14 protein-coding genes and 1 riboswitch are annotated in these 15558 nt (G+C 70.6%); of the genes, 9 read left to right on the top strand and 5 right to left on the bottom strand.

What is annotated here, in order from left to right; genetic code table 11:
* Positions 1-142 precede the first annotated feature (142 nt).
* The 8 genes from GT045_RS09190 to GT045_RS09155 all read left to right on the top strand — a co-directional run bounded on the left by GT045_RS09190 (position 143) and on the right by GT045_RS09155 (position 8448).
* Positions 143-838 carry a sigma-70 family RNA polymerase sigma factor gene (locus GT045_RS09190; protein ID WP_345942593.1) on the top strand — a complete coding sequence of 232 codons (696 nt, stop codon included), beginning with the start codon at positions 143-145 and terminating at the stop codon, positions 836-838.
* Entirely contained in the window at positions 835-1146 is a 312-nt protein-coding gene (rsrA, locus tag GT045_RS09185; protein WP_161287713.1) for a mycothiol system anti-sigma-R factor, read from the top strand. The genes GT045_RS09190 and rsrA overlap by 4 nt, the downstream gene beginning before the upstream one ends.
* Positions 1147-1257: 111 nt before the next feature.
* A complete protein-coding gene (locus GT045_RS09180) occupies positions 1258-2562 on the top strand; it encodes an HD-GYP domain-containing protein (RefSeq protein ID WP_161333858.1) in 1305 nt (434 codons plus the stop codon).
* Positions 2559-3839: an HD domain-containing protein gene (locus GT045_RS09175; RefSeq protein ID WP_161291986.1), complete on the top strand. Its 1281-nt coding sequence runs from the start codon at positions 2559-2561 to the stop codon at positions 3837-3839. Before GT045_RS09180 ends, GT045_RS09175 begins: the two co-directional genes overlap by 4 nt.
* A gap of 100 nt (positions 3840-3939) precedes the next feature.
* Positions 3940-4920, top strand: a complete 981-nt coding sequence (locus GT045_RS09170) for a hypothetical protein (protein WP_161291987.1) — start codon at positions 3940-3942, stop codon at positions 4918-4920.
* Positions 4921-5047: 127 nt separating this feature from the next.
* Positions 5048-5698 (top strand): peptide deformylase, encoded by a 651-nt coding sequence (def, locus tag GT045_RS09165; protein WP_161291989.1) that lies wholly within the window; start codon positions 5048-5050, stop codon positions 5696-5698.
* A gap of 288 nt (positions 5699-5986) precedes the next feature.
* Positions 5987-7072, top strand: coding sequence for an epi-isozizaene synthase (gene cyc1, locus GT045_RS09160; protein ID WP_345942592.1), 1086 nt, complete (start codon positions 5987-5989; stop codon positions 7070-7072).
* Positions 7069-8448 carry a cytochrome P450 gene (locus GT045_RS09155; RefSeq protein ID WP_161291993.1) on the top strand — a complete coding sequence of 460 codons (1380 nt, stop codon included), beginning with the start codon at positions 7069-7071 and terminating at the stop codon, positions 8446-8448. The genes cyc1 and GT045_RS09155 overlap by 4 nt, the downstream gene beginning before the upstream one ends.
* A 22-nt stretch (positions 8449-8470) precedes the next feature.
* On the opposite strand, the gene GT045_RS09150 is transcribed toward GT045_RS09155, so the two are convergent.
* The gene (locus tag GT045_RS09150; RefSeq protein ID WP_161333856.1) at positions 8471-9433 is read right to left on the bottom strand and encodes a helix-turn-helix domain-containing protein; all 963 of its coding nucleotides are present in this window, start codon (positions 9431-9433) and stop codon (positions 8471-8473) included.
* A 93-nt stretch (positions 9434-9526) separates the two neighbouring features.
* Between GT045_RS09150 and GT045_RS09145 the strand changes: the two genes are divergently transcribed.
* On the top strand, positions 9527-9781 hold the full coding sequence (locus GT045_RS09145; protein ID WP_161333855.1) for a hypothetical protein: 255 nt from the start codon (positions 9527-9529) through the stop codon (positions 9779-9781).
* 53 nt (positions 9782-9834) lie between these two features.
* Here the strand turns inward: GT045_RS09145 and GT045_RS09140 are convergent, their stop codons facing one another.
* The 4 genes from GT045_RS09140 to GT045_RS09125 all read right to left on the bottom strand — a co-directional run bounded on the left by GT045_RS09140 (position 9835) and on the right by GT045_RS09125 (position 15523).
* On the bottom strand, positions 9835-10848 hold the full coding sequence (locus tag GT045_RS09140; protein WP_161288050.1) for a ribonucleotide-diphosphate reductase subunit beta: 1014 nt from the start codon (positions 10846-10848) through the stop codon (positions 9835-9837).
* Positions 10848-13211 (bottom strand): ribonucleoside-diphosphate reductase subunit alpha, encoded by a 2364-nt coding sequence (locus GT045_RS09135; protein ID WP_161333854.1) that lies wholly within the window; start codon positions 13209-13211, stop codon positions 10848-10850. The genes GT045_RS09140 and GT045_RS09135 overlap by 1 nt, the downstream gene beginning before the upstream one ends.
* A gap of 122 nt (positions 13212-13333) precedes the next feature.
* Positions 13334-13469: riboswitch (cobalamin riboswitch) on the bottom strand.
* 165 nt (positions 13470-13634) lie between these two features.
* Complete coding sequence (locus GT045_RS09130; RefSeq protein ID WP_161288047.1) at positions 13635-15263, bottom strand: sodium:solute symporter family protein; 1629 nt, start codon at positions 15261-15263, stop codon at positions 13635-13637.
* Positions 15260-15523, bottom strand: coding sequence for a DUF3311 domain-containing protein (locus GT045_RS09125; protein WP_202515195.1), 264 nt, complete (start codon positions 15521-15523; stop codon positions 15260-15262). The genes GT045_RS09130 and GT045_RS09125 overlap by 4 nt, the downstream gene beginning before the upstream one ends.
* Between the last annotated feature and the right edge of the window lie 35 nt (positions 15524-15558).

Here is a 15558-nt window from a genome sequence, read left to right as displayed (position 1 = left end):
CCGCAGCAGCAGCCGTGACCTCGAGTGGTCGGTGCTGCACGCGGCCCGGACCGCTCCTATTCGAGCGGCGGCAGGTACGGGTGGTGTTCTATCCTCCGAAACGAGTGGGACCGGTTTCGGTCCTGCCCGGGATCTTGAGGAGGTGGGTCCGGTCACTGGGACCGACGCAGGGACCGACAACGGCCAGGCGGAGCTGCCCGAGGGCCAGGGCGCCGATGCGGAGACGTCCGGTGAGACGACCGTGGAGCGCAGCGCGCGCTTCGAGCGGGACGCGCTCGAATTCCTCGACCAGATGTACTCGGCCGCACTGCGCATGACGCGCAACCCGGCCGACGCCGAGGACCTGGTGCAGGAGACGTACGCGAAGGCGTACGCGTCCTTCCACCAGTTCCGCGAGGGCACGAACCTCAAGGCGTGGCTGTACCGGATCCTCACCAACACGTTCATCAACTCCTACCGCAAGAAGCAGCGCGAACCCCAGCGCAGCGCCGCCGAGGAGATCGAGGACTGGCAGCTCGCGCGTGCCGAGTCGCACATGTCGACCGGTCTGCGCTCCGCCGAGTCGCAGGCGCTCGACCACCTGCCCGACTCGGACGTGAAGGAAGCGCTGCAGGCGATCCCCGAGGAGTTCCGCATCGCCGTCTATCTCGCGGACGTCGAGGGCTTTGCGTACAAGGAGATCGCGGACATCATGGGGACACCCATCGGTACGGTGATGTCCCGGCTGCACCGCGGCCGTCGTCAGCTGCGCGGCATGCTGGAGGACTACGCCCGGGAACGGGGGCTGGTCCCGGCGGGCGCCGGGGAGTCGAACGAAGCGAAAGGCTCGGGCTCATGAGCTGCGGAGAGCCGCACGAGACGGACTGCGGCGAGGTCCTCGACCACCTGTACGAGTTCCTCGACAGCGAGATGCCGGACATCGACCGCGACAAGTTCCAGCATCACTTCGAGGAATGCTCGCCGTGCCTGGAGAAGTACGGCCTCGAGCAGGCCGTGAAGAAGCTGGTGAAGCGGTGCTGCGGGCATGACGACGTGCCCGCCGACCTGCGGGCCAAGGTCATGGGCCGGCTGGAGCTGATCCGTTCCGGACAGGCCGTGCCGGAGCACGACGTGACCAAGGCCCCGATCGCGCCGCAGGAGTCCTGACACGCCGGGGCATATCACCCGAACGTGCTAATCCTCAGGTCATAGGCCCCGATCTCCCCCGTATCCGTCCTAGGCTCCGAGCCCGGAGAGGGACGGTCGGGGAGGGGCGCGATGGACGCGGTACCGGCGAGGGCACGCGGCTACGTGGCCGGTGTCGCCCTGCTGGCCGCACTCTGCCTGCTGCGTCTGCCCGCCACCGGCACCCCCTGGGCGGCGACGGCCCTGCTGGCCGCCCTCTACGCCGCCTGCGAGCACGTGGTGCACCGCCGCTTCGGCGGCCCCTTCTATCCCGTCCTGCTCGCCGGCGCGTTCCTGCTGCCCCCGGCGGCCGCCGCGCTCGTCCCGGTGCCCGCCGCCCTGCTCTCCCCGGTCGAGCACCGCCCCGCCCTGCCACGGCGCGTGTGGCGGGCCGCGCAGCCCGCGCTCGCCGTGTGGGGAGCCGCCCGGGTGCACGGGGCGCTCGGCGGCCGGGACGCCGTGGCCGGCTCCGACTTCCCGTACGCCCTGCTGACCGCCGGAGCGGCCGTCCTCGCCTTCTGCCTTGTGCTCACCGCGCTCGACGGCGGCCTGCGCGCGGCGGTCGGGCCGGTGCCGCTGCGGCGGGCCTGGCGCGGCCTGCTCGCCCGCTCCCTGGCCGCCGTCACGGTGCACGGACTCGCCGGGCTGATGATGGCCGTGCTGTGGCGCAGCCCCTACGGGCCGGTGTCCGCGCTGCTCGTGCTGCTGCCGATGTGCGTCTCCTGGTGGGTGTTCGCCCAGTACCACCGCGAACGCGCCGCCCACCAGGCCACCATCCGCGCCCTCGTCCAGGCCGTCGACATCAAGGACGGCTACACCCGCGGCCACAGCGAACGCGTCGGACAGGCGTCCGTGCTGATCGCCCGCGAACTCGGCATGGACGACGACCGCGTCGAGGTGCTGCGCTTCGCCGGCATCCTGCACGACGTCGGCAAGCTCGGCGTGCCCACCCGGCTGCTGCGCAAGGACGGCCCGCTCACCCCCGAGGAGCGGCGCGTCATCGAACTGCACCCCGAGTACGGCCACGAGATGGTCCGCGGGATCTCCTTCCTCGGCGAGGCCCGCGCGGCCATCCTCCACCACCACGAACGGCTCGACGGCAGCGGCTATCCCTACGGCCTGGCCGGCACCCGGATCCCCGAGTGCGCCCGGATCGTCGCCGTCGCCGACGCGTTCGACGCCATGACCTCCACCCGCTCCTACAGCAGGGCCCGCCCGGTCGAGGCGGCGCTCGCCGAGCTGGAGCGCTGTGCCGGGACCCACTTCGACCCCCGCATGGTCACCGCGCTCGGCCGCGTCCTGCGCCGCTCCGGCTGGCACCCCGCGGTCACCGCCGACGAACCGGCGCACGACCCCGCCCCCGCCGCGCCGGCCTCCCGCACCGAGGTGCCCCGATGACCGTCCTGCGGCTGGTCCACGGCACCGCGGCCCTCGTCGCGGCCGGCTCCCTCGCCGTCACCCTGTGGACGGGCCTGGCCGACCGGGGTGACGCACTCGCCTTCGCGGTGCTCATCACCGTCGGCGAGCTGACCCGGTGGAGCGACGCCCAGGGCCGCCAGGCCGCCCCCCTGGGCGCCGCCGGCTCCCTGTCCTACGCCCTGCTGGGCGCCGACGCCGGGCGGCCCAGCCAGCACGGCGCCGCCCAGGTCGTCACCGTCGTCCTCGTCGCCGCGCTGCTCGGTGCCGTCCCGCACATCTGGCGGGGCCGCGGCGGCACCGCCGACCACCTGGCCCGGCGCGTCCTGACCGTCGGTTTCGCCGCGGTCTGCTTCCAACCCCTGTACAACGAGGGCGCCTTCGCCTCCTGGAGCGGTCCCGCCTACGCGCTGCTGCTGCTCACCCTGCTCGCCCTCACCTCCCTGTGCGGTGCCGTGCTGGCCGCCGCGCTGGCCCACTGCCGCACCGGCTGGCCGTTCGGACCGCGGCTGCGCGAGGAGTTGCGGGGGCTGCGCGGCATCGGGTCCGCCGTCGTCGCCACCGGCGCGGTGATAGCGCTCGCGTCCGCCGTCGTCGGCCTGTGGGCGCTGCCCGTGTTCTGTCTGCCCATGCTGCTCGTCCAGCTGTCCGTGCGCCGGTACGCGGCCGTCCGTGCCACCTACCGGCAGACCATCGCCTCCCTCGCCCGGGCCACCGAGATCGCCGGCTGCACGCCCGCCGGCCACGCCCGCAGGGTCGCCGCGCTCAGCCTCGCCGTCGGCCGGGACCTGGGCCTGACCGGGCCGGAACTGACCGTCCTGGAGTACGCGGCCCTCATGCACGACATCGGGCAGCTCAGCCTGGTCGACCCGGTCCCGGCCGGTGCCACCGCCGCCCTGCCCGCGGCCGAGCAGCGGCGCATCGCGCTGCTCGGCGGTGCCGTCGTCCGGCAGACCGGCGTCGACGCGGAGGTGGCCGTCGTCGTGGAGCGGCAGGCCGACCCCTACCCGGAGCAGCCACTCGCCGCCCGTGTCGTCCGGGCCGTGAACGCCTACGACGAGATGACCCGGGACGCCGGCCCCGAGGGCCCCCTGCGCGCGCTGGAGGAGCTGCGCCTGGGCACCGCGGGGGACTACGCTCCCGAAGTCGTGGAGTCGCTCGCCCGGGTGCTGGCCCGGCCCCGGGGAGCGCGGGAGCGGGTGCCGGTGAGACGAACGGAACTGTCTGACCCCGTGCCCGGCTGGGTAACCCATGGGTAATGAGCGCCTTTCCCGCCGTACGTGGTTGGATGCGAGGGAGAGGATGTCCGGGGGCACAAGCCAGCCCACTGTAGGGAAATGGAACTGGCAGGCGGGAATCGTGAGGATCTTCGGCAAGGGACGGCACCGGCCCTCCGCCTCCTGGCGGCAGGCCACCGACCGCGCGTTCACACTCATCGGCGACGGCCGGTACGAGGACGCGGGAGAGCTGCTGACACGCGCTGCCGACCTGGAACCCTGGCTCTCGGAGTCCTGGTTCAACCTCGCCCTGCTGCACAAGTTCCGGCACGACTGGGAGCAGGCCCGCGCGGCCGGACTGCGTGCGGTCGCGCTGCTCGACCGGGAGACCGGGGCGCCCGACTGGTGGAACGTCGGCATCGCCGCGACCGCCCTCCAGGACTGGCCGCTGGCCCGCCGCGCCTGGCAGGCGTACGGCCTGAAGGTGCCCGGGGACGCCGCCGCCACCGCCGAACCCCTCGGCATGGAGCTGGGCAGCGCTGCCGTGCGGCTCTCACCCGAGGGTGAGGCCGAGGTCGTGTGGGGCCGCAGGCTCGATCCGGCCCGGCTGGAGGTCCTGTCCATCCCGCTCCCCTCGTCCGGGCGGCGCTGGGGCGAGGTCGTGCTGCACGACGGTGTCCCGCACGGCGAGCGCACCACGTCCACCGGGCACTCCTTCCCCGTCTTCGACGAGATCGAGCTGTGGGCGCCGTCCCCCGTGCCCACCTGGGTGGTCCTGCTGGAGGCGGCCACCGAGGCCGACCGGGACGCGCTGGAGCAGCTCGCGGCCGACGCCGGGTTCGCCGCCGAGGACTGGTCGTCGTCGGTGCGGCTGCTGTGCCGGATGTGCTCCGAGTCGCAGATGCCGTCCGACGAGGGCGAGGGCGTGCACCTCGACCCGCACGACCACAGCGAGCCGGGTCACCCCGGGCCGCTGGGGCACCGGACCGACGGGCAGCTGTGGGTCCCGGAGCGGGAGTGCGGGGTGGCCGCGCCGGCCTCGCTGGTGCGGGGACTGCTGGACGGATGGGTGGCCGACAGTCCCGATTCCCGGGACTGGAGGGATCTTGAAGAGGTCTGCTGAGGAGTGCGTGCGGCCGGGGGCCCGCCGGGACCGGCCGGGGAGTTCCCCGCGCCTGTCGGGGCCGCGCCCCACGTACCCTGTATCAGCAGCATCTCCCCCTGTTCTTTGAGGAAGGCGTACGTCGGTCATGGCGCAGCAGGACACCGATCAGCAGCACGCGGGCGTGCTCCCCGTCGACGGCGAGGGCTATGTCGTCGACACGGAGGACGGCGAGGAGCGCGAGAGGGCCTGGCGTGAGCGCGGCACCTCGCGGCCGATCACGGTCGTCGGCAACCCGGTGCTGCACAAGGAGTGCAGGGACGTCACCGAGTTCGGCGAGGAGCTGCAGCAGCTGGTCGCCGACATGTTCGCCAGCCAGCGCACCGCCGAGGGCGTGGGCCTGGCCGCCAACCAGATCGGTGTCGACCTGAAGGTCTTCGTCTACGACTGCCAGGACGATGAGGGTGTCCGGCACGTCGGCGTGGTGTGCAACCCGAAGCTGGTCGACCTGCCCGCCGAGAAGCGCCGGCTCGACGACAGCAACGAGGGCTGCCTCTCCGTGCCCACGGCGTACGCGTCGCTCGCGCGTCCCGACTACGCCGAGGTGACCGGTCAGGACGAGCAGGGCAACCCGATCAAGGTCCGTGGCACGGGGTACTTCGCACGCTGTTTGCAGCACGAGACCGACCACCTCTACGGCTACCTCTACATCGACCGGCTGTCGAAGCGGGACCGCAAGGACGCGCTGCGGCAGATGGCCGAGAACGAGCCACGCTACCCCGTGGTCGCCAACGACTGACCAGCACACGACACTTGGGGCGCCCGGCCGGATCCTTCCAGGCCGGGCGCCCTTCGTGTTGCCGCTGTTCGCTCGCACGTGCGTCGTACAACCGATCCCTTCTGTGCCCCTAGTGATCCTTAATCAGTCACACAAGGGGGGAACCTCGGCACTTGGGGGTAGTGAGTGGAGCAAATCCGTTCCCACGGCGGTCAGTTGTGGTGCTGAATGTAAGTACGGGGATACGCAACGGCGCACGCCCGGCACAGGGGAGGGGTGTGCGCGCTGGCGGCTGAGAGGGGTTTGTCCGTGCAAGCTTTCCCACACAGCACCACAGCGACGCCGACGGCGGTCGTAGTACCACCCTCACTGGCACTGCCGGTGATCGAATCCGCCTTTCCACGGCAACTGCATCCGTATTGGCCACGACTGCAGGAGAAGACACGACGCTGGCTCCTGGAAAAACGGCTCATGCCGGCGGCCAAGGTGGCGGAATATGCCGACGGACTGTGCTACACGGACCTCATGGCGGGCTTCTACACAGGGGCCCCGGAGGAGGTCCTGCAGGCCATAGCCGACTACAGCGCCTGGTTCTTCGTCTGGGACGACCGCCACGACCGTGACATCGTGCACGGCCGGGTGGGGGACTGGCGGCGGCTGCGCTACCGGCTGCACGCGGCTCTCGACGCGCCCAGGCACCATCTGCACCACCCCGACCCCCTGGTGGCGGGCTTCGCGGACAGTGTGCTCCGGCTGTACGGCTTCCTGCCGCGCACCTGGAACCAGCGGTTCGCCCGGCACTTCCACGCGGTGATCGAGGCCTACGACCGGGAATTCCGCAATCGCACCGAGGGGTACATACCCGGGGTCGAGGAGTATCTCGCCCTGCGCCGCCTCACCTTCGCGCACTGGATATGGACGGACCTGCTGGAGCCCAGCGCCGGGTGTGAACTCCCGGAGTCCGTACGGAAAAACCCGGCGTACCGCCGGGCGGCGCTGCTCAGCCAGGAATTCGCCGCCTGGTACAACGACCTCTGTTCGCTGCCGAAGGAAATAGCGGGCGACGAGGTGCACAATCTGGGAATCAGTCTCATCACCCATGAGGGGCTGACCCTGGAAGAAGCGGTGGACGAAGTCAGGCGGCGCGTCGAGGAGTCCATCACGGAATTCCTCGTCGCTGAACGGGCGGCCCTGGCGTTCGCCGACGAGATCGACGACGGAACGGCCCGCGGCAGGGAATTGAGCGCCGCCGTCCGGTCCTGCGTCGGCAATATGCGCAACTGGTTCAGCTCCGTCTACTGGTTCCACCACGAGTCCGGCCGGTACATGGTCGACAGCTGGGACGACCGCTCCACGCCCCCGTACGTCACGAACGAAGCGGCAGGTGAGAAATGACCGTCGAGTCGGTGAAGCCCACGACGGACGAGACCCCCGAGGCGCCCGCACCACGCGAACCGGTGCTGGCCGGCGGGGCCGTACCGCTCTTCGGGCACGGCCTGAAACTGGTCCGCGACCCGCTCGCCTTCATGTCCGGGCTGCGCGAGCACGGTGAGGTCGTGCGCCTGAAGCTCGGCCCCAAGACGGTGTACGCCGTCACCACGCCGGAGCTCACCGGCGCCCTGGCCCTGAGTCCCGACTTCAAGATCGACGGGCCGCTGTGGGAGTCCCTCGAAGGGCTCCTCGGCAAGGAGGGCGTGGCCACCGCGAACGGCCCCCGGCACCGTCGCCAACGGCGCACCATACAGCCCGCGTTCCGGCTCGACGCGATACCCGCCTACGGTCCCGTCATGGAGGAGGAGGCGCACGCGCTGACCGAACGCTGGCAGCCCGGCCGGACCATCGACTGCACCTCCGAGTCCTTCCGGGTCGCCGTCCGTATCGCCGCCCGCTGCCTGCTGCGCGGTGACTACATGGACGAGCGCGCGGAACGGCTCAGCGTCGACCTCGCCACCGTCTTCCGCGGTATGTACCGCCGGATGGTGATCCCGCTCGGACCGCTCTACCGGCTGCCGCTACCGGCGAACCGCGAATTCAACCGGGCATTGGCCGATTTGCATCTGCTGGTGGACGAGATCGTCGCCGAGCGGAGGGCATCTGGTCAAAAGCCGGACGATTTGCTGACGGCATTGCTGGAGGCGAAGGACGACAATGGCGACCCCATCGGGGAACAGGAGATCCACGACCAGGTCGTCGCGATACTCACCCCCGGCAGCGAAACAGTCGCATCCACGATCATGTGGCTGCTCCAGGTCCTGGCCGAACACCCGGAACACGCCGAGAAGGTACGGACCGAGGTCGAATCCGTGACCGGTGGCCGGCCGGTCGGATTCGAGCACGTCCGCGCACTCAGGCACACCAACAATGTCGTCGTCGAGGCGATGCGGCTCCGTCCCGCCGTATGGATTCTCACGCGGCGCGCGGTGACCGACACCGCACTCGGCGGCTATCGCATTCCGGCGGGGGCGGACATCGTCTACAGCCCGTACGCCATCCAGCGCGACGGCCGCTCCTACGACCGCCACCTCGACTTCGACCCCGACCGCTGGCTGCCCGAGCGGTCCAAGGAGGTACCGAAGCACGCCATGAGCCCGTTCAGCGTGGGCAACCGCAAGTGCCCCAGCGACCACTTCTCCATGGCCCAGCTGAGCCTGATCACCGCGGCGATCTCGGCGAAGTACCGCTTCGAGCAGGTCAGCGGGTCCGACGACAGCACCCGCGTCGGCATCACGCTGCGCCCGCACGATCTGCTGCTGCGGGCGATGCCCTGGTAGGGCACCTCGTACCGGCGCGCGCTCAGGCGGCCTGCGGGCCCCGGAACGCGCGCCGGTAGGCGTTCGGGGTCGTCCCCAGCGACCGGATGAAGTGATGGCGCAGCGCCGCGGCCGTACCGAAGCCGGTACGCCAGGCGACCGCGTCCATCGTCTCGTCCGTGCCCTCCAGCAACTCCTGTGCCAGCAGCACCCGTTGACGCAGGATCCAGCGGTACGGAGTGGTCCCCGTCTCCTGCTGGAAGCGCCGGGCGAAGGTGCGCGGTGCCATGTGGGCGCGGGCGGCGAGCTGCTCGACGGTGACCTCCTCCTCCAGGTGCGCCTCCATCCAGGCCAGCACCTCGCCGACCGTGTCGCAGGGCGCCTTCGGCAGGGGCCGCTCGATGAACTGCGCCTGCCCGCCGTCGCGGTGCGGCGGCACCACCATCCGGCGGGCGATCTTGTTGGCCACCTCCGGGCCCTGCTCCTTCCGAACGAGGTGCAGACAGGCGTCGATCCCGGCCGCGGTCCCGGCGGAGGTGATCACGGGGTCCTCGTCCACGTACAGCACGTCCGGCTCGACCGTGAGCCGGGGGTAGCGCCGGGCGAGCTGCTCGGCGTGGTGCCAGTGCACCGCGCACCGGCGCCCGTCCAGCAGTCCCGCCGCGGCCAGGACGAACACGCCCGAGCAGACGCTGAGCACCCGCGCGCCCCGCTCCGTGGCCCGCCGCAGCGCCGCCAGCAGCTCCGGCGGGTACGTGCGCTCGGCATAGGTCTCACCGGCCGGCACGGCGATCAGATCGGCGTCCTCCAGCCGCTCCAGGCCGTACGGCGTGGACACGGTGAAACCGCAGTGCGTGCCCAGCTGGGGGCCCTCCGCCGACACCACGGCGAAGTCGTACACCGGCAGTCCGTCATCACTGCGGTCGATGCCGAACACCTCGCACACGACACCCAGCTCGAAGGGGTGCACCCCGTCCAGCAGAACCACGGCCACGTTCTTCAGCATGCTGCCAGTGTGCCTCGGCAGTGGCAGTAATTCGAGGGTCTACGGCAGTCCTGCCGCTCACGGTAAGGAGTATCGGGCGCGACAGTGGTGACCATGAACGGAAACCAGATCGAAGGTCTCATCGGAATGCTCGCCACCCTCGGGATCCTGGTCGTGCTGATCCTGCCGTCCGCGCTCGGCGCCCTGCACGACCGGCGCGTCGACCGGCAGCTCCGGCAGGCGGAGCGGGGTCCGGCCCGTACGGCCCCGGCGGCGCGGACGCCGGCGCCGGTGCGGGCGGCCGCGCGCCCGGCGGCCCCGCGCAACGGTGACGCCCGCAGGCAGCACGGAGCGGCCCGGCCCGTCTGACGGAAGTCGGACGGACCGGACCGCTCAGGGTGCCGGGAACCTGCCGGTACGGCTCAGAAGTCCTCGTCCAGGTCGACGGTGCCCTCCACCGCGACCTGGTAGGCCGACGGGCGGCGCTCGAAGAAGTTCGTCAGCTCCTGGACGCCCTGCAGCTCCATGAAGGAGAAGGGGTTCTCGGAGCCGTAGACCGGCGCGAAGCCCAGGCGGGTGAGGCGCTGGTCGGCGACGCACTCCAGGTACTGGCGCATCGACTCGGTGTTCATGCCGGGCAGGCCGTCACCGCACAGGTCGCGGGCGAACTGCAGCTCGGCCTCGACGGCCTCCTTGAGCATGTCCTTGACCTGCTGCTCCAGCTGGTCGTCGAAGAGGTCCGGCTCCTCCTTGCGGACGGTGTCGACCACGTCGAAGGCGAAGGACATGTGCATCGTCTCGTCGCGGAACACCCAGTTGGTGCCGGTGGCGAGACCGTGCAGCAGGCCGCGGCTGCGGAACCAGTAGACGTAGGCGAAGGCGCCGTAGAAGAACAGGCCCTCGATGCACGCGGCGAAGCAGATCAGGTTGAGCAGGAAGCGCCGGCGGTCGGCCTTGGTCTCCAGCCGGTCCAGCTTCTCCACCGAGTCCATCCACTTGAAGCAGAACTCCGCCTTCTCGCGGATGGACTGGATGTTCTCCACGGCCGCGAAGGCGGCGTTGCGGTCCTCCGGGTCGGGGAGGTAGGTGTCCAGCAGCGTCAGGTAGAACTGGACGTGCACGGCCTCCTCGAACAGCTGGCGCGACAGGTACAGGCGCGCCTCGGGGGAGTTGATGTGCTTGTAGAGCGTCAGGACCAGGTTGTTCGCCACGATCGAGTCGCCGGTGGCGAAGAACGCCACCAGGCGGCCGATGAGGTGCTGCTCCTCGGGGGAGAGCTTGGCGAGATCGGCGACGTCGGAGTGGAGGTCGACCTCCTCGACGGTCCAGGTGTTCTTGATGGCGTCCCGGTAGCGCTCGTAGAAGTCCGGGTAGCGCATCGGGCGGAGAGTCAACTCGAAGCCGGGGTCGAGCAGGTTCTGGGTGCGGGTGGTCATCACTGGCAGGCCTCGCAGGACTCGGGGTTTTCCAGGGAGCAGGCGACCGCGTCCGGGTCGGTGGTCTGCTGCACGGGGATCGTGGCCTGCGCCTGGGCGGCGCGGGCGATGCGCGTCGCGGGGCGCGAGCGCAGGTAGTACGTGGTCTTCAGCCCCGACTTCCAGGCGTAGGCGTACATCGAGGAGAGCTTGCCGATGGTCGGCGTCTCCAGGAACAGGTTGAGCGACTGCGCCTGGTCGAGGAACGGGGTGCGGGCGGCGGCCATGTCGATCAGGCCGCGCTGCGGGATCTCCCAGGCCGTGCGGTAGAGGTTGCGCACGTCCTCGGGGATCCAGACGAAGTCCTGGACGGAGCCGTTGGCCTCGCGCAGGGCCTCGCGGGTGCGGGCGTCCCACACGCCGAGGTTCTTCAGCTCCTGCACCAGGTAGGAGTTGACCTGGAGGAACTCGCCCGACAGGGTCTCGCGCTTGAACAGGTTCGACACCTGCGGCTCGATGCACTCGTACACCCCGGCGATCGAGGCGATGGTGGCCGTCGGCGCGATCGCCAGCAGCAGCGAGTTGCGCATGCCCGTCACCGCGATGCGCTTGCGCAGGGCGTCCCAGCGCTCGGGCCAGGTGAGGTCGGTGTCGTAGTGGTCGGGGTGCAGGACACCGCGGGCGGCGCGCGTCTGCTCCCAGGCCGGAACCGGCCCGTTGCGCTCGGCGAGTTCGGCGGACGCCTCGTACGCGGCGAGCATGATCCGCTCGGCGATCCGCGTGGACAGGGCCTTGGCCTCGGCGGAGTCGAACGGCAGGCGCAGCTTGAAGAAGACGTCCTGCAGCCCCATCGCGCCCAGACCGACCGGACGCCACTTGGCGTTGGAACGGCCCGCCTGCTCGGTCGGGTAGAAGTTGATGTCCACCACGCGGTCGAGGAAGGTCACGGCCGTGCGGACCGTCTCGTCCAGCCGCGCCCAGTCGATGTCGCCGGTCGTCGTGTCCACGAAGGCGCCGAGGTTGACGGAGCCCAGGTTGCAGACGGCCGTCTCGCCGTCGTTGGTGATCTCCAGGATCTCGGTGCAGAGGTTGGAGGAGTGGATGACGTTGCCGGGCTCGGCCGTCTGGTTGGCGGTGCGGTTGGCGGCGTCCTTGAAGGTCATCCAGCCGTTGCCGGTCTGCGCGAGGGTGCGCATCATCCGGCCGTACAGCTCACGCGCCGGCATCGTCTTCTTGGCCAGGCCCGCGGCCTCGGCCTTGCGGTAGGCGGCGTCGAACTCCTCGCCCCACAGGTCGACCAGCTCGGGCACGTCGGCGGGCGAGAAGAGCGACCACTGCAGGTCGCCGTCGACCCGGCGCATGAACTCGTCCGGGATCCAGTGCGCGAGGTTGAGGTTGTGGGTACGGCGGGCGTCCTCGCCGGTGTTGTCCCGCAGCTCCAGGAACTCCTCGATGTCGGAGTGCCAGGTCTCCAGGTACACCGCGGCGGCACCCTTGCGCCGGCCGCCCTGGTTCACCGCGGCGACGGAGGCGTCCAGGGTCTTCAGGAACGGCACGATGCCGTTGGAGTGCCCGTTCGTGCCCCGGATCAGCGAACCGCGCGAGCGGATACGGGAGTACGACAGACCGATACCGCCGGCGTGCTTCGACAGCCGGGCGACCTGGTGGTAGCGGCCGTAGATGGAGTCCAGCTCGTCCAGCGGGGAGTCGAGCAGGTAGCAGGACGACATCTGCGGGTGCCGCGTGCCGGAGTTGAACAGCGTGGGGGAGGACGGCAGGTAGTCCAGGCGGCTCATCAGGCCGTAGAGGGCCGCGACCTCGTCCAGCGCCCGGGTCGTGTCGTCCTCGGCCAGACCGCACGCGACGCGGAGCATGAAGTGCTGCGGCGTCTCCACGACCTTGCGGGTGATCGGGTGGCGCAGCAGGTAACGGCTGTGCAGGGTGCGCAGGCCGAAGTAGCCGAAGCGGTCGTCGGCCGCGCCGTCCACCAGCGTGTCCAGCCGTCCGGCGTGCAGCCGCACGAACTCCGCGGTGCGGTCGGCGATGAGGCCCTCGCGGTGCCCGACCGAGACGGACTCGGTGAACGACGTCACGCCCTGCGAGGCGGCCTCGTCCCGGATCGAGAGGGTCAGCAGCCGGGCGGCGAGCCGGGAGTAGGCCGGGTCCTCGGAGATGAGGCCCGCGGCGGCCTCGGTGGCCAGCTCGCGCAGCTCCGCCTCGTCGGCCCGCGCGGACCGGCCGCGCAACGCGGCGGCGGCGACCCGTCCGGGGTCGGCGTCGGGCAGATCGACGGTCAGCTCGGTCAGGGTACGCAGCAGTGCGGTACCGGGACCGTCGGTCTCCAGGTCGCTGACTGAAGCCGGATCGGCTGGCGCGATGGTCACGTGGGGCTCTCCCTCGCTCGGCACGGGGCCTGGCGGAGGGCAGGGGACAGCCACGAGCGCGCACGCGTCGTGTCCGCCGGCCCGCTCCACGAGGCCCGGACGTCAGAACGCACCCGGGCCGGAGGGCCGGGTGGGCTGCCGACAGGTCCTCGGACTGAACAGGCGTGCGGATACACGCGAGTACACCGTTGCGGGACAGTTCCGGATTCGCACCGGATTCCCCTGGGCGACAGCGAGGTCGAGCATACATCTAGTGCCGGGCCGGATGGGCACCACCACATCTAGTGTCTCTTGCGTGTTGCGGTGGTCTCGGAGCGTCAACCCGCGGCAGCACCGCGGGCCGCCGTGCGGCAGCACCGCGGGCCGCCGGGATCCTTCCTCCCGGCGGCCCGCAAGGGTGCCACGCGCTCTGCCGAGGGCCTCTCAGTGGGCGCTTCCGGCGGTGGCGGGCGGCAGTTCCACCTGGACCCCCCGGTCGCCGGCGTCGGCCGTGTAGTCGCCCGGCGCGGTCTCGTCGATGCCCTCGGGCGCCTTCACGGCCTTCAGGACGAACGTCAGGACCACGGTCACGACGACGTTCAGGACGAACGCCGTGAGGCCGATGTAGCCGATCTCACCGATGCCGGGGATCTCCTTGGCGCTGCCGCCGAAGTGCGCCTGGGTCGGCGAGGCCACCCCGTAGGCGGCGACCGTCCCGTACACCATGCCGACCGCCCAGCCGGCCAGCAGCGCCCAGCGGTGGAACCAGCGGGTGAACAGGCCGCCGACCAGGGCCGGGAAGGTCTGCAGGATCCAGATGCCGCCCAGCAGCTGGAAGTTGATGGCGACGGTCTTGTCCATGGTGAGGACGAAGACCAGCGCGCCCACCTTCACCAGCAGCGACACGATCTTGGAGACCTGGGCCTCCTCCTTCGGCGTGGCGTCCGGCTTGATGAAGTCCTTGTAGATGTTGCGGGTGAAGAGGTTCGCCGCCGCGATGGACATGATCGCCGCCGGGACCAGGGCCCCGATGCCGATCGCCGCGAAGGCCACGCCCGCGAACCAGTCCGGGAACATGTCCTCGAACAGCTGGGGGATCGCCAGCTGCCCGTTGGTGACCTTCACCCCCGCCGCGATCGCCATGAAGCCCAGCAGCGCGAGCAGGCCCAGCATGAGCGAGTACAGCGGCAGGATCGTGGTGTTGCGGCGGATCACCTCGCGGCTCTTCGAGGACAGGGTCGCGGTGATCGAGTGCGGGTACATGAACAGCGCCAGCGCGGAGCCGAGCGCCAGCGTGGCGTACGTCCACTGGCCCGCCTCCGGCGGGGCGAGCGCACCGCGCGGCTTGTGGGTGGCCGGGTTGACCTGGCTGAAGGCGTCGCCCGCCTTGGCGAAGACGTCGTCGAAGCCGCCCAGCTTGATCGGGATGTAGATGATCGCCACCGCGATGACGATGTAGATCAGCGCGTCCTTGACGAACGCGATCAGCGCGGGCGCGCGCAGACCGGAGGAGTAGGTGTAGGCCGCCAGCACACCGAAGGCGATGAGCAGCGGCAGGTCCTTCACGAACCAGTTGGTGTCCTCGCCGCCGCCGACGCCCATCACGTCCAGCACCGCCTGGATGCCGACCAGCTGGAGCGCGATGTACGGCATCGTCGCCAGGATGCCGGTCAGGGCCACCGCCAGCGACAGTCCCTTGGAGCCGAACCGGCCGCGCACGAAGTCCGAGGTGGTCACGTAGCCGTGCTTGTGCGAGACCGACCACAGCCGGGGCAGGAACGTGAAGATCAGCGGGTAGACCAGGATCGTGTACGGCACCGCGAAGAAGCCGGACGCGCCCGCCGCGTAGATCGCCGCCGGCACGGCGACGAACGTGTACGCCGTGTACAGGTCGCCGCCGAGCAGGAACCAGGTGATCCAGGTGCCGAAGGACCGGCCGCCCAGGCCCCACTCGTCCAGGGAGTGCTCGTTCTCGGCCCTGCGCCAGCGGGCGGCCAGGAAGCCCATGGCCGTGACGGCCAGGAAGAAGAAGATGAAGACGCCGAGCGCGACGCCGTTGACGCCGTCCTTCATTTCACCGCACCCCCGTCCGCGTCCTTGCGGGCGCGCTGGTCACGCTTCCACAGCTGGTAGGCGAGCATCGTGAGCGCGGTCGAGATCAGCACCCAGAGCATCTGGTACCAGTAGAAGAACGGGATCCCGATGAACGCGGGGTCCGTCTTGGCGTACGAGCCGACCCACAGCATCGCCACGAAGGGCGCGACGAGACACAGGGCGATGATCACCCGGCCCGGTGTCACCACCGGTGGCCTCACTTCAGGCGTTTCGGACATGCCACGGCTCCGTCCCCTCGCTGATCACCTGTGTA

It is taken from the genome of Streptomyces sp. SID486 (genome assembly GCF_009865385.1).
GTDB lineage: Bacteria > Actinomycetota > Actinomycetes > Streptomycetales > Streptomycetaceae > Streptomyces.
This window is presented reverse-complemented; position numbering and strand designations above follow the sequence as displayed.

Excerpts from the sequence above, each read along its gene's own strand:
- GT045_RS09150 (WP_161333856.1), bottom strand. The coding sequence starts at position 9,433 with ATGCTGAAGAACGTGGCCGTGGTTCTGCTGGACGGGGTGCACCCCTTC.
- GT045_RS09125 (WP_202515195.1), bottom strand. The coding sequence starts at position 15,523 with ATGTCCGAAACGCCTGAAGTGAGGCCACCGGTGGTGACACCGGGCCGG.
- GT045_RS09155 (WP_161291993.1), top strand. The coding sequence starts at position 7,069 with ATGACCGTCGAGTCGGTGAAGCCCACGACGGACGAGACCCCCGAGGCG.
- rsrA (WP_161287713.1), top strand. The coding sequence starts at position 835 with ATGAGCTGCGGAGAGCCGCACGAGACGGACTGCGGCGAGGTCCTCGAC.
- GT045_RS09180 (WP_161333858.1), top strand. The coding sequence starts at position 1,258 with ATGGACGCGGTACCGGCGAGGGCACGCGGCTACGTGGCCGGTGTCGCC.
- GT045_RS09175 (WP_161291986.1), top strand. The coding sequence starts at position 2,559 with ATGACCGTCCTGCGGCTGGTCCACGGCACCGCGGCCCTCGTCGCGGCC.
- GT045_RS09130 (WP_161288047.1), bottom strand. The coding sequence starts at position 15,263 with ATGAAGGACGGCGTCAACGGCGTCGCGCTCGGCGTCTTCATCTTCTTC.
- GT045_RS09140 (WP_161288050.1), bottom strand. The coding sequence starts at position 10,848 with ATGACCACCCGCACCCAGAACCTGCTCGACCCCGGCTTCGAGTTGACT.
- def (WP_161291989.1), top strand. The coding sequence starts at position 5,048 with ATGGCGCAGCAGGACACCGATCAGCAGCACGCGGGCGTGCTCCCCGTC.
- GT045_RS09145 (WP_161333855.1), top strand. The coding sequence starts at position 9,527 with ATGAACGGAAACCAGATCGAAGGTCTCATCGGAATGCTCGCCACCCTC.